The sequence below is a fragment of the Vibrio sp. 1159 genome (assembly GCF_033340395.1).
GTDB lineage: Bacteria > Pseudomonadota > Gammaproteobacteria > Enterobacterales > Vibrionaceae > Vibrio > Vibrio alginolyticus.
The window spans coordinates 23,407-36,855 of sequence record NZ_JAWOWL010000018.1; the positions used below are offsets into that span (position 1 = coordinate 23,407).

Here is a 13,449-nt window from a genome sequence, read left to right on the forward strand (position 1 = left end):
ATCACCTTAATCAATTGCATAAGAGACCTAAGCACATGAGAATTTTGCGTGGCTCCCCAGCTCTTTCTGAGTTTCGTGTTAATAAACTACTGGAACTTTGTCGTGAACAAGATCTGCCTGTAACTGGTATTTATGCCGAGTTTATGCACTTTGCCGATCTAAAGTCAGACCTTGATGACCAAGAGTTAGAAAAACTTGAAAAGTTACTAACTTACGGCCCAACCATCGAAGAGCATGAGCCTGAAGGTCTTCTACTTCTTGTCACGCCTCGTCCTGGCACTATCTCGCCTTGGTCTTCTAAATCTACCGATATCGCTGTTAACTGTGGTCTGGATAAAGTGAAACGTCTAGAGCGTGGTACGGCTTATTATGTCGAATCTTCAGTTGTTCTATCAGAAGCTCAAGCTGACGCTGTTAAAGCGTTAATTCACGACCGCATGATGGAAACAGTATTCACAGCATTTGAAGCCGCATCAGCATTATTTACTGTTGCAGAGCCTAAGCCTGTCGCACATGTTGATATCTTAGCTGGCGGTCGTCTTGCGCTTGAAGAGGCAAACGTTTCCCTTGGCTTGGCACTCGCAGAAGATGAAATTGATTACTTGGTAGAGAACTTTACTAAGCTTGGGCGTAACCCAAACGACATTGAATTGATGATGTTTGCTCAGGCGAACTCAGAGCATTGTCGCCACAAAATTTTTAACGCAGATTGGACTATCGACGGGGTAGATCAACCTAAGTCTTTGTTCAAAATGATCAAAAACACTTTTGAAACGACACCTGACTATGTGCTGTCTGCATACAAAGACAACGCAGCCGTTATGACAGGTTCTAAAGCGGGGCGTTTCTTCCCTGACCCTAAATCCCGTCAATACACGTACCACCATGAAGATACGCACATCTTGATGAAGGTAGAAACGCACAACCACCCAACGGCAATCTCTCCGTGGCCGGGCGCATCGACTGGCTCAGGCGGTGAAATCCGTGACGAAGGCGCGACGGGTATCGGCGGTAAGCCAAAAGCGGGTCTGGTTGGTTTTACAACCTCTAACTTACGTATTCCTGGTTTTGAACAGCCATGGGAAACCGACTTCGGTAAGCCGGGTCGTATTGTAAATGCGTTAGACATCATGCTTGAAGGTCCTCTAGGAGGCGCGGCATTCAACAACGAATTTGGTCGTCCAAATCTATTGGGTTACTTCCGTACTTACGAAGAAAAAGTCACTTCTCATGCGGGTGAAGAAATTCGTGGTTACCACAAACCAATCATGATTGCTGGTGGTATGGGTAACATCCGAGATGAACACGTACAGAAGAAAGAGATTCCAGTGGGTGCGAGCCTAATCGTACTTGGTGGTCCGGCAATGAACATCGGTCTTGGTGGTGGCGCGGCGTCCTCAATGGCATCTGGTCAGTCAGCAGAAGATCTGGACTTCGCTTCAGTACAGCGTGAAAACCCAGAGATGGAACGTCGCTGTCAGGAAGTGATCGACCGTTGTTGGCAGTTAGGCGACGACAACCCAATCGCATTTATCCACGATGTGGGTGCAGGCGGTATCTCTAACGCATTGCCTGAACTTGTCGACGACGGTGAGCGTGGCGGTAAGTTCCAATTACGCGATGTACCAAACGATGAGCCGGGCATGAGCCCACTGGAAATCTGGTGTAACGAATCACAGGAACGTTACGTTCTAGCGGTAGCGCCAGAAAACATGGAAGCATTCGACGCAATCTGTAAGCGTGAACGCGCACCGTATGCAGTGGTGGGTGTAGCGACAGAAGAGCGTCATCTAACGCTAGAAGATTCTCACTTCGACAATACGCCGATCGATATGCCAATGGATATCCTGCTTGGTAAGCCACCGAAGATGCACCGCGACGCAACCACACTAAAAGTGGAAAGCCCTGCCATTGTTCGTGATGGTATTGAGCTTAATGAAGCGGTGGATCGCGTACTTCGTCTTCCTGCTGTTGCAGAAAAAACATTCCTAATTACTATCGGTGACCGAACAGTAACGGGTCTGGTTGCTCGTGATCAAATGGTTGGTCCTTGGCAGGTACCAGTAGCAAACTGCGCAGTAACAGCGGCAAGCTACGACACTTACCATGGCGAAGCAATGTCGATGGGTGAGCGCACGCCAGTGGCATTACTAGACTTTGGTGCATCGGCTCGCCTAGCAGTTGGTGAGTCACTAACGAACATTGCGGCAACAGACATCGGTGATATTAAACACATTAAACTGTCTGCGAACTGGATGTCTCCAGCGGGTCACCCAGGTGAAGATGCGGGTCTTTACGAAGCAGTGAAAGCGGTGGGTGAAGAACTGTGTCCTGCTTTAGGTTTGACTATCCCAGTTGGTAAAGACTCTATGTCGATGAAAACCAAGTGGGAAGAAAACGGCGAGAGCAAAGAAGTCACATCTCCACTGTCGCTAGTTATCACGGCATTTGGTCGTGTGGAAGACGTACGTAAGACCGTGACTCCACAACTACGCACTGACAAAGGAAATACTTCTCTAGTTCTTGTTGACTTGGGTAACGGCAAAAACCGCTTAGGTGCGACAGCATTGGCACAAGTATACAAACAGCTGGGTGACAAACCTGCTGACGTAGATAATGCAGAGCAGCTAAAAGGCTTCTTTGATGCAATGCAAGCGTTAGTACGTGATGACAAGCTAGTGGCTTACCACGATAAAGGCGACGGCGGTCTGTTTGTTACACTGGCTGAGATGGCATTCGCGGGTCACTGTGGCGTAAAAGCGAACATCGCAGAGCTGGGTGACGATGCGCTGGCCGTTCTATTTAACGAAGAGCTAGGTGCGGTTGTTCAAGTTAAGAATGATGATCTAGATTCAGTTCTATCTACTCTGGCGGCAAACGGCTTAGAGGCATGCTCACATGTGATTGGTTCTGTTGAAGCTTCAGACGACTTTGTTATCACTTCTGGTGATGCAGTTGTGCTTGAACGTTCACGTACCGAACTACGCGTTATCTGGGCTGAAACAACGCATAAGATGCAAAGCCTACGTGATAACCCAGCGTGTGCAGACCAAGAGCACGAAGCTAAGAAAGACAACTCTGACCCGGGTCTAAACGTTAAGCTCAGCTTCGACGTAAATGAAGACGTTGCAGCACCGTACATTGCGAAAGGTGCTAAACCTAAGATGGCAATTCTACGTGAGCAGGGCGTTAACTCCCACGTCGAAATGGCAGCAGCGTTTGACCGAGCTGGTTTTGAAGCAACCGACATCCATATGAGCGATATCCTAACAGGCCAAGCGGTACTGGATGAATACCATGGCCTAGTAGCTTGTGGTGGCTTCTCTTACGGCGACGTATTAGGTGCGGGTGAAGGTTGGGCTAAGTCTATCCTGTTTAACGCACAAGCTCGTGAACAATTCCAAGCCTTCTTCAACCGTGAAGAGACGTTCTCTTTAGGTGTATGTAACGGTTGCCAGATGCTATCAAACCTGAAAGAGCTGATCCCAGGTGCAGACTTGTGGCCACGTTTTGTGCGCAACGAATCTGAGCGTTTTGAAGCGCGCTTTAGTCTAGTTGAAGTTCAGAAATCTGACTCTGTATTCTTCGACGGAATGGCTGGTTCGCGCATGCCAATCGCGGTTTCCCACGGTGAAGGGCGTGTAGAAGTACGTGATGCAGAGCACCTAGCAGCGATTGAAGCATCAGGTACGGTTGCGATTCGTTACGTGGATAACCTCGGTAACCCAACACAACAATACCCGAACAACCCGAATGGTTCGCCAAACGCGATTACTGGTTTAACAACAGCAGACGGTCGCGTAACTATCATGATGCCTCACCCAGAGCGCGTATTCCGCACAGTTGCAAATTCTTGGGCTCCGGAAGGTTGGGGTGAAAATGGCGCTTGGATGCGTATGTTCCAAAATGCCCGTAAGAATATTGGTTAATTAACCAAAAGTTAATCTAGCTTAAGTAAAGCGTTGGTTGAGAGACCAACGCTTTCTTTTTTCTTATCACTCTTTTTTCTTCGTCGCTCTTTCTAGTGACTTGGCGAAACGTTGCTTTGTTCTGCCTCTTCTTTGTCATCTATTATCTAGCGTAAAAAACTTGCAGCGTTTAGATTACTTTTATGCTCTAATACCGCGCTTACCAAGGGATGGTGTTAAACAGCTCAGCTTAGATGGAGTTATCAAGTTGACCGAATCCCTGATTGATCCCTAAATCCCTTAGGAAATGAAAGAAATGTCTAAGAATCCAAAATTTGCTATCCGCGTCACTGAAAAACGTAACGGCTGGAGCGCAGAAATCACTCGCCAAGTGACATCTCGTAAGACTGTAGTATCAAAGCGTGAAACAGGCTTTGACAGCGAAGAGAAAGCACAAGCTTGGGCTGAACAAGAACTGGCTGGATTTATCCAAAACCAAGTGGTTCGTAACGAGCGTAAAGCAGCGCAACGTCAAGAGCGCGAAGCAGAACAACTAGCGGCAAAAGTTCGTAAAGAAGAAGCCCGCAAAGCACGTGAAACCGAAGTAGACACTGACGAAGAATAAGTTTAAATCGGTGAGATGGTGACGTTACCCATCAAACAAATAGTGAAAATGCCCTGAGTTTTGTCTCAGGGCATTTTTTATTTATATCGGCTAAAAACAATCCGACGATACGGACAAGCTAAACGTGCCGTCTTCAGGGGCTGCAAATTGTTTATTGCCAGGAAGAAGGTGAGGGTTATTAGCATAAGTGCGATGTGTCGATTTGACCTTTGCAGAATGTCTTTCCGGTAAATCAAAGTGTTGTAAGCCGTCAGATAGATCGTTTGCTTCACCGTAGTCGAAATGTGTTGCGACGTCTTTGGGCTGCTTGGCGTAACGACAGTGATCCGGCTTACCATCTTCGTGCCAAGTTAAAGAGTTAGTTTTTGCATCTAGATTCAGGTTATTTGCTGTTGGCTGTGCGTAAAAATCTTCTGAAACTTGGTGCTTGCTTTGTTCTTGTAAGTAGTCTGCAATGTTCTCAGAAGCTTGCGCTAGGCTACCTACAGGGAAGAAGCAAATCAGAAGAAGCCGTGTTTTTAGATTGTTCATAATGTGTATGCAAGCAAAAGGAAATGATAATACTGATAAATAAAACGGCGTGCAATTATGGCCATTGGATACGATATAACAGGGCAGTTAATGTCTGCCCTGCATCTTTTAGGTATGGTTAGTATTGATAAGTGAGGTGCAGTTTGACTTCGCGACCAGGCGAAGGCACGCCATTAGATAGGTATGCTTCGTAGTAACGATCGGTTAAGTTTTTCACAACCGCGCCAACGCTCAAGCCTTCGACTTGTTGTATTTCCCAAACCACGTAAGCGTTTTGTAGCGTGTATTGCTCACTTGGCGATTTCACTTTTAAATTATTACCGCTTGCCTTGGTTTTGGTTTGCGCATCATACCAACGGACTTCCCAGCCCGTACGTAAACCAGGAATCCATTCGTAACCTAAACCCAGATTAATGTTTAATGGCGGTACATCAGGATGATCATCATCTGAACCTGTAGAGTCAGATAGGCTACCTTTGTTTTTGCCGCGAATGTAACTTGCTGAGAAATTACTGTAGAAATCTTCAATCCGGTATTGTGAAATTAGCTCAAAGCCATAGTTTTTAAAGCCATCTAGGTTTGTATTCCAGCTTTGTAACTCAGTAGTATTTTTGTCGAGGTTTTCGCCCGTTCGTATATCAACTGTGTCGCTAACATCGTTATAGAACATAGTTAACTCTGTTGCGAGGTTATCGCGAGAGTTCACCAGCCCTTCCGTTAAGTTGATAACGCTTGCTTGATAAGCATGGATACGAGACACGTCCAGATTCAAAGCAGTAGCCGTAGCGGTAGCTCGCGCATATTGCACTGAGTAGATGTTATCAACGGTTGGTGCTTTTAAAGCGTAGGCGTAGGAGGCGTTTAAACGCGTATTATTGCTCGCATCAAAGTCGATATCCAAACGTGGGCTAAAGCCTTTATGCGTCGTTTCACCGTAGTTATGTCCGGCAGCTGGATCATTATAATCCGGCGCTGCGTTCCCTTTTCCTTCACTCTTGATGTATTCGTAACGCAGAGAAGGTGTGATTGTTAGGCGGTCTGCTGCTTGATAGTGATCAGCAATGTAAGCGGCATAAATTGACTGCGTGCCAGATGGTTCGTAGTAAGGGGTGTACCAACCGTAGTTTTTCGCTTCATTACTGTCGTATGATGCGTTGAATACTAACGAGTCTCTATCGGTTTTTTGATATTGAAGCCCAGTGACTAGAGTGTGATCTCCGAATTGCGCTTGGTTAAACACATCAACGTAATCACGCTCGTAACTCAGCCATGACTCATGACCGTAACTGCCAACAGAAACGAACATTTTCTCGAATGCTACGTCAGGGCGAACCCAATGACGATCGTTTTCGGAACGTGCCATTTTGATATTGAAATCAATATACGGGTTAGTCGGCATGTAGTGGTAAGAGATGGTCGTGGTGTTGTCCGTGTATTTGTTATCGACGGTGTAAGCGTATTGGGCTTTTTCTAATGAGCCGTATTTCTTGATATTGTATTCGGTGATGTTAGGCATTTTTCCGCGGCGGTTAGCCCAAGGTTTACGACCTTCATCTTTGTAGCGAGTGTGGCTAATTTCAAACTCGTGATCGTTGTTTTCATAACCGACCTTTACGAGCATGTTTTCTTGCTCATAACCTGAGTAATCCAGCGTTTCACCACCTCCGACTTTAATGTCATCAGAATCTTTTACCGAGCCATTCGCTAGAAAATAAAAACCAGTATCGTTTTTACCATAGAGTGTTAGCGTGTAGGCGTTCTCATCGCCGTTGGTGTTGTATGCACTTGAGATGCGAGCACCAAAGTTTCTTTCGCCGTACAGGAGATCATCGACACTTTTGGTTTTAATGCGAATGGAGCCACCAAACTTCCCGTTGAGTGCTCGATAGTCGTGCGCGCCCTTGATAATTTCTGCTTCGCCAATTAAGAACGGATCAAAAAAGAAGGTACCGTAGCGGTATTGTTGAAAGCCAATTGGAGCGCCATCGACAAACACGGCGATATCGCTTGGATCATCAAAACCACGAATGTTAATACGTTCGCCACCAGAACGACCGCCACCATCTATTGATGCACCGGGAACGGCATCGATCATTGAGGCAAAATTAGAGTACTGTTGCTCTTCAATCTCTGACCAATTAATGGTGGTTTGCGCAGGCTCAGCAATGGTAATAGGTTTGGCATAACGAACGCCTATGACTTCAAGCTCTTCATTTGGCGCTGTCTCGGCATATGAATAAAGAGGGAAGAGCAAAGCCAGTGAAATGAGATTTACTTTGAGTGGATGACTTTTTAATCGTTTCATATTGATGATTTATAGTGTTTTTATGAAGCTCGGATTATAAGAACATTATTACGACTAATAAATGATAATGAGATTAATTATCAAATGTGTTTTTGCGACGGATTGTAAAGTTTTTTATCCATTCGTGGAAACTACGATAAGTATCGTTAGCGTACATAAAACAAAAAGCCCAGCATCATGGACGCTGAGCTTATTGGCTTTAAACAAGATAGTGCGAGCACTGTTGCTCCTTTTGAGCTAATCAGGCGCCTACTTGGTAGGAATTACTGAGTTTCTAACGGTATCTGTCCGGTGGTCAGCGGCTCGGCATCGAATTCAGTGAGGCCTTCAATATAGCTTTCGACTGCTTGCTCTAAAGCATTATCACCTTGGTTAAAATAGGCAAGGTGGAAAATTGCATCGCCTTCGTTCACCAATGGTAATGTTTGTTGACCGATAACTAAACCACGCTTCGGGGCTTTTAGTTCTATCTCATCATGACCAAGAGGAGAGCTAATATAAGCGAGCGTTTCACCCTGTTCTACTTTGTCTCCCAGATTAACGACAGTACGCAAAATGCCGTTACCTGACGCGCGAACCCAGCTGGTGGACTTCGCTATGATAGGCTCAGGCAGCTTTTTCCTGCTCGCTCGCAACATACCAATGGCTTGCATTACGCGCCGAACCCCGAACACACCAGCGCTGATCGAAAGTGGATCAAAGCGCAATGCTTCGCCAGCCTCGTAGGTGAGCACTGGAATATCACATTTTTCTGCTTCACTGCGTAAAGAGCCATCACGCAATGCTGAATCAACAATCACTGGCGTTGCAAATGCTTGAGCAATACGCAGAGTTTCTGGGTTGCTTAAGTTTGCGCGGATCTGTGGCAAGTTCGTGCGATGAATGGCCCCTGTGTGTAGATCCAAAATGTAGTCACAACGCTTGGCAATGTTGTTAAAGAACCCGTGTGCCATACGAGATGCAAGTGCGCCTTTTTCACTGCCAGGAAAGCAACGGTTGAGATCTCGTCGGTCGGGCAAGTAACGAGATTTATGGATGAAACCAAAAACGTTAACGATAGGTACTGCAATGACAGTGCCTTTCAGTTTTTGTGGATCCAGTTGGTTAATGATCTGACGAACGATTTCTACGCCATTAAGCTCATCACCATGGATAGCAGCATTCACCATTAAAACTGGTCCTTCTTGTTTCCCATGGATTATTTCCACAGGAATAGATAAAGGCGAATGTGTATATAGCTTCGCTGCTTCAAATTCGATCTCTAATCGTTGCCCTGGTTGTATTTGATGTCCTAAGAGCTCAAACACTTTGCTTTTTTTACTTCTGGCCATAAACCATCTCTGTCAAATGCGTCATCAGCAATGTAACAATTGCTGCAAAATCGCACTAATCATTCTCATTAAGGACACGACAAATTACTTTAATCGTCATGCGTGAAATTTTGGTATGTGTGAAGTTTTTGTTTTCAATATGATCTTTTCTATCAGTTTAATACATAACAAGCCATAGAGAAGAGAGCGCAATAATAGCCTTAAAAAATGTGACTGTATTAAAAATAATACTGTTCATGGAGGACAAAAAACGGACTTTTAACCCTACTTTTTATCCGATAATATCCGCGCCGAATTTGAGGTTTCACACTTTCTAACTAGAGGTTTTGATGAAAAAGGCAATTGCTAAAATTGGTGCATTGACTGCGGTAGCAGTTTCACTTTCAGGTTGCGTAGGTAGTAATGCCGTGACAGGTTATGTCATGGGGTTTAACTTGAAAGCTGTTGACAACCGTTACGCTCGAGGTGGCCTAAATATGCTTTTAGCGCCTGTTTATGGTGTCGCGATCGCAGCGGATTATATCGTGTTTAACTCTCTAGAATTTTGGACGGGTAAGAACCCGTTAAATGGTAAGCCACATATCTTCGATACAAAGGTAGATACTTACATTGATGTCAATCACCAGTTAGATAAGTCGTTAACGACGGCACCAATCGCACCATTAGCGGATAACCGTGTCATTGAGCAGGGGCGAATGCAGCAAATCGATGAGAACACTGTTCAAATGGATATTACTTACAGTAACGGTGAAAAGGCGACACTCATGGGTGTACGCGATGGTGAGTTTGTTACTTACTACATTGATGGTGAAGTTGCTGCACAAACCTCAATGGATGAATTAGCCGCTTACACGCAAAACCGTGTGTAGTTGGGTTCAACTAAACCAAAAAAAGGGTGCCGTATGGCACCCTTTGTCGTTTTTCGTGATTGAATTATGCTTTCTCTGGAATCGCTTCTAAAAGCGCGACCATCTGATCCCAGTACAACTGAACAGTATCAATCTTCACTTTCTCATCTGGAGAGTGAGGGAATTTTATTGTTGGACCGAAAGAAACCATATCCATGTGTGGGTATGGTTCTTTAAATAGGCCACACTCAAGACCAGCATGGATGACCATGATGTTCGGCTTATGACCGTAAATGCCTTCATACATATCACGGAAAATTGCCATGATCTCGGAATCTGCATCTGGCTTCCAGCCAGGGTAAGCGCCTGAGAACTGAATTTGTGCGCCTGCTAGCTCAGTAATCGAGCGCAGCATGCTTTCCACTTGGCTACGGCCAGAGTCAATGAGAGAACGAATCAAGCAAAGCACGGTGACTTTATTTTCTTCTGTGCTGATCACACCAACGTTTAGAGAAGTTTCAACAACGCCTTCCACCTCATCACTCATACGGATTACGCCGTTTGGACAAGCGTTAAGTGCCGCAATGAATCGTTGCTGATCGGCGATTGAAAATACTTGCGCGTCAGTCGTGATCGCTTCATTAAAGGTTACGATACCTGTTTCGATTTTACCCAATTCAGTTTTAAGCAGCTCAGTGTAGTGGTTGAACAGCTCAGCAAGTTTGTCTTGGTTTTCGACAGGAAGCGCGACAGTAACAAACGCTTCGCGAGGGATTGCATTACGTAAGCTACCACCACGGAATTCGACTAAACGTAAATCAAGCTCTTGAGCATGACCGGCAAGGAAACGACCAAGTAATTTGTTGGCATTACCGCGACCTGTGTGAATGTCACAACCTGAGTGACCACCTTTTAGGCCTTTCAGCGTCAGTTGGCGTGTTACAAAACCTGCAGGCGTTGATTCTCGAGAAATATCGAAAGTCATGGTGCCATCAACGCCACCTGCACAACCCATGTAGACTTCGCCTTCTTGCTCAGAGTCTGTATTTAGAAGAATCTCACCCTCTAACCAACCAGCTTCAAGGCCAAATGCGCCAGTCATGCCTGCTTCTTCATCAATCGTCAGCAGAACTTCGAGTGGACCGTGCTTAATATCTTTAGATGCCAATACAGCAAGGCAAGAAGCCATACCAATACCGTTATCTGCACCAAGCGTCGTGCCTTTCGCAGTTACCCATTCGCCATCGATGTAAGGCTGGATTGGATCTTTGGTGAAGTCGTGTTCAGTGTCTTCGTTTTTCTGCGGCACCATGTCGATGTGTGCTTGAAGTACAACAGCCTTCTTATTTTCCATTCCTGGTGTCGCGGGCTTTTTGATGAACACGTTACCAGTTGGATCACGGCGAACGTCAAAGCCTTGCTCTGTTGCCCAGTTGATAATGTACTGTGCTAATGCTTCTTCATGTTTCGATGGATGAGGGATAGAACAAATCTTATCGAAAAACTGCCAAAGTGGAGCAGGTGATAAGGTACTGATCTCAGAATGGAACTCAGACACGGAGGACTCCTTTTGATGTGCTTTGCCAAATATATACCGTAAAAATATTGTCAAGGTAGCATTAAATGCTAGACGATTTGGCCTTCAAATTGCCGTTAGCATACCACCAGATAAGGAGTACGAGTAGTCGCGATCACAAGGATTTCTCTCAGAACTGTCACAGTTTGTGAATACAATAACAAGCACTATGTGTTCTCTATCATACATTCTGAAAGTGGCTTTATTTTTTAATTCATAAAATTGTAATTTAATTACATATAAACTTTGATAAAGGTCAATTTATGTATTTTTTGTGATTCCAATCACTAAAATGCTTGTAATTAAATTTCTTGGTGGTATATTTGTAACCAGCTTCTGAGAGAAGAATGAAATGCTCAAAGGATGAGTCCGTTTTATCGCCTCCAAGGAACCGAGAAATCAACGAATGTTTAATTGATTTAAAAGGTGATAGTTATGAAAGGTTTACCAAGTACAATGTTCTGGAATAGCAAGTCTGTTTACACCGGTAACTTTGTATACCCAACAAGCTTTGGCTACTAAGTGAAGTCAACGCATGTGACTCGAACAGTTTGTTCACCCCTATAAATTGGAATTTTTTTTCAGTGATAGTGCTGACATGATTCACCGCCACCCACATTGGGTGGCGTTTTTTTATCTCTATTTTCTCTTCCTGACTCACTTATTGCCATCAAAGCCTTCTTCTATTCCCCATTCTTCGGTTTTATCGACTTTTCCATCAAATCTGTTAGATACCATGTTAAAAATGGGCCTTTTTCATCTGAAAGTTTAGTACATTGCTCAGTTTTTATTCTCTTTTAGGGAACTGTGTTATCTAGGTTACCTATTGTTTTGTAAGAATATATTCCTTTGCCTACTTTGATAGGTTAGAGAATGTGTTTCATATCCAAAGAAAAAAAACGCATTAGAGTGAAGATTCTATCTAGAATTTGCTATTTGATAACTTTATAATTCCCGCCAATCGATTACGCAACCGTTTACTTTTTTACCTTTACAGGATTCGATCATGCTCGAGAGGCTTTTTAAACTCAGTGAAAATGGCACAAATGTGCGTACTGAGATCATTGCAGGTGTTACGACCTTCCTAACTATGGCTTACATTATTTTTGTAAACCCAGCGATCCTGTCGGATACCGGTATGGACCGTGGTGCCATTTTTGTCGCGACTTGTCTTGCTGCCGCAATCGGCTGTTTTATTATGGGATTTGTTGCGAATTACCCAATCGCACAGGCACCAGGAATGGGCCTGAACGCATTTTTCACTTACTCTGTTGTATTGGGAATGGGTTATACGTGGCAAGTTGCGTTAGCGGCTGTATTTGTTTCTGGCCTTCTGTTTATTCTTTTAAGCGTATTTAAGATCCGTGAGTGGATTATTAACTCGATCCCGCATTCTCTACGAACAGGTATTTCAGCTGGTATTGGTCTTTTCTTAGCGTTTATCGCATTAAAAAATGCAGGTATCGTCGTTGATAACCCAGCGACATTAGTTTCTATGGGAGAGATCACATCATTGCCATCTGTATTGGCCGCGATTGGCTTCTTTCTTACGATTGCATTGGTTCACCGTGGTGTGAAAGGTGCGGTGATGATCGCTATTCTTGGCGTTACAGCGCTTGGTCTTCTATTTGGTGATGTGCAGTGGGGCGGTATTATGTCAACGCCACCAAGCATTGCGCCAACTTTCATGCAACTGGATTTCTCTGGTTTGTTTGAAGTAGGCATGATTTCCGTCGTATTTGCTTTCCTATTTGTCGATTTATTTGACACCGCAGGTACGCTCGTTGGCGTTTCTCAAAAAGCAGGTCTAACTGATGAGAATGGCAACATCCCTCGTTTAAACAAAGCGTTACTTGCAGACTCAACAGCAACGTCAGTAGGTGCATTACTTGGTACTTCTAACACGACATCTTATATTGAAAGCGTTTCTGGTGTGGCTGCGGGTGGGCGTACTGGTCTAACAGCCGTGGTTGTTGGTGTACTCTTCCTACTTGCTCTATTGTTCTCACCACTTGCGGGTATGATCCCTGCTTATGCAACGTCAGGTGCGCTATTCTATGTGGCGATCTTGATGCTGTCTGGGCTAGTAAGCATTGATTGGCGTGACCTAACTGAAGCGTCCCCAGTTGTTGTGACTTGTTTAGTTATGCCGCTAACATTCTCGATTGCAGAAGGTATCACGTTAGGCTTTATCGCATATGCGGCGATCAAGTTATTCAGCGGTAAGGGCCGTGAAGTGTCGATGAGTGTATGGGTGATGTCAGCCATCTTCATCGTTAAATACCTCGTCGGTTAATTTCTCGAGCAAAAAGCCAGTGTGGATTT

General features: G+C 44.7%; 8 protein-coding genes. 4 read left to right on the forward strand and 4 right to left on the reverse strand.

Annotated elements, in window-relative coordinates; translation table 11 throughout:
• Positions 1 to 35: 35 nt before the first annotated feature.
• Positions 36 to 3,929, forward strand: coding sequence for a phosphoribosylformylglycinamidine synthase (purL, locus tag R7127_RS14905; protein WP_172563641.1), 3,894 nt, complete (start codon positions 36 to 38; stop codon positions 3,927 to 3,929).
• 295 nt (positions 3,930 to 4,224) lie between these two features.
• Positions 4,225 to 4,533 carry a DUF3622 domain-containing protein gene (locus tag R7127_RS14910; protein WP_025998700.1) on the forward strand — a complete coding sequence of 103 codons (309 nt, stop codon included), beginning with the start codon at positions 4,225 to 4,227 and terminating at the stop codon, positions 4,531 to 4,533.
• A 90-nt stretch (positions 4,534 to 4,623) separates the two neighbouring features.
• Here R7127_RS14910 and R7127_RS14915 read toward each other — a convergent pair whose 3' ends face one another.
• From R7127_RS14915 to R7127_RS14925, 3 genes are all read right to left on the reverse strand, one after another.
• On the reverse strand, positions 4,624 to 5,064 hold the full coding sequence (locus R7127_RS14915; RefSeq protein WP_005381599.1) for a hypothetical protein: 441 nt from the start codon (positions 5,062 to 5,064) through the stop codon (positions 4,624 to 4,626).
• A gap of 118 nt (positions 5,065 to 5,182) precedes the next feature.
• The gene (locus R7127_RS14920; RefSeq protein WP_318142009.1) at positions 5,183 to 7,369 is read right to left on the reverse strand and encodes a TonB-dependent receptor domain-containing protein; all 2,187 of its coding nucleotides are present in this window, start codon (positions 7,367 to 7,369) and stop codon (positions 5,183 to 5,185) included.
• A 263-nt stretch (positions 7,370 to 7,632) separates the two neighbouring features.
• Positions 7,633 to 8,700, reverse strand: coding sequence for a succinylglutamate desuccinylase/aspartoacylase family protein (locus R7127_RS14925; RefSeq protein WP_054576939.1), 1,068 nt, complete (start codon positions 8,698 to 8,700; stop codon positions 7,633 to 7,635).
• A 329-nt stretch (positions 8,701 to 9,029) separates the two neighbouring features.
• Here R7127_RS14925 and R7127_RS14930 point away from each other — a divergent pair, with 329 nt between their 5' ends.
• Positions 9,030 to 9,569 (forward strand): DUF3332 domain-containing protein, encoded by a 540-nt coding sequence (locus R7127_RS14930; protein WP_053306530.1) that lies wholly within the window; start codon positions 9,030 to 9,032, stop codon positions 9,567 to 9,569.
• A gap of 64 nt (positions 9,570 to 9,633) precedes the next feature.
• Here the strand turns inward: R7127_RS14930 and R7127_RS14935 are convergent, their stop codons facing one another.
• Positions 9,634 to 11,106, reverse strand: a complete 1,473-nt coding sequence (locus R7127_RS14935; protein ID WP_005381594.1) for an aminoacyl-histidine dipeptidase — start codon at positions 11,104 to 11,106, stop codon at positions 9,634 to 9,636.
• A gap of 1,024 nt (positions 11,107 to 12,130) precedes the next feature.
• Between R7127_RS14935 and R7127_RS14940 the strand changes: the two genes are divergently transcribed.
• Positions 12,131 to 13,420: an NCS2 family permease gene (locus tag R7127_RS14940; protein ID WP_005381592.1), complete on the forward strand. Its 1,290-nt coding sequence runs from the start codon at positions 12,131 to 12,133 to the stop codon at positions 13,418 to 13,420.
• Positions 13,421 to 13,449: the final 29 nt, after the last annotated feature.

Excerpts from the sequence above, each read along its gene's own strand:
- purL (WP_172563641.1), top strand. The coding sequence starts at position 36 with ATGAGAATTTTGCGTGGCTCCCCAGCTCTTTCTGAGTTTCGTGTTAAT.
- R7127_RS14910 (WP_025998700.1), top strand. The coding sequence starts at position 4,225 with ATGTCTAAGAATCCAAAATTTGCTATCCGCGTCACTGAAAAACGTAAC.
- R7127_RS14915 (WP_005381599.1), bottom strand. The coding sequence starts at position 5,064 with ATGAACAATCTAAAAACACGGCTTCTTCTGATTTGCTTCTTCCCTGTA.
- R7127_RS14920 (WP_318142009.1), bottom strand. The coding sequence starts at position 7,369 with ATGAAACGATTAAAAAGTCATCCACTCAAAGTAAATCTCATTTCACTG.
- R7127_RS14925 (WP_054576939.1), bottom strand. The coding sequence starts at position 8,700 with ATGGCCAGAAGTAAAAAAAGCAAAGTGTTTGAGCTCTTAGGACATCAA.
- R7127_RS14930 (WP_053306530.1), top strand. The coding sequence starts at position 9,030 with ATGAAAAAGGCAATTGCTAAAATTGGTGCATTGACTGCGGTAGCAGTT.
- R7127_RS14940 (WP_005381592.1), top strand. The coding sequence starts at position 12,131 with ATGCTCGAGAGGCTTTTTAAACTCAGTGAAAATGGCACAAATGTGCGT.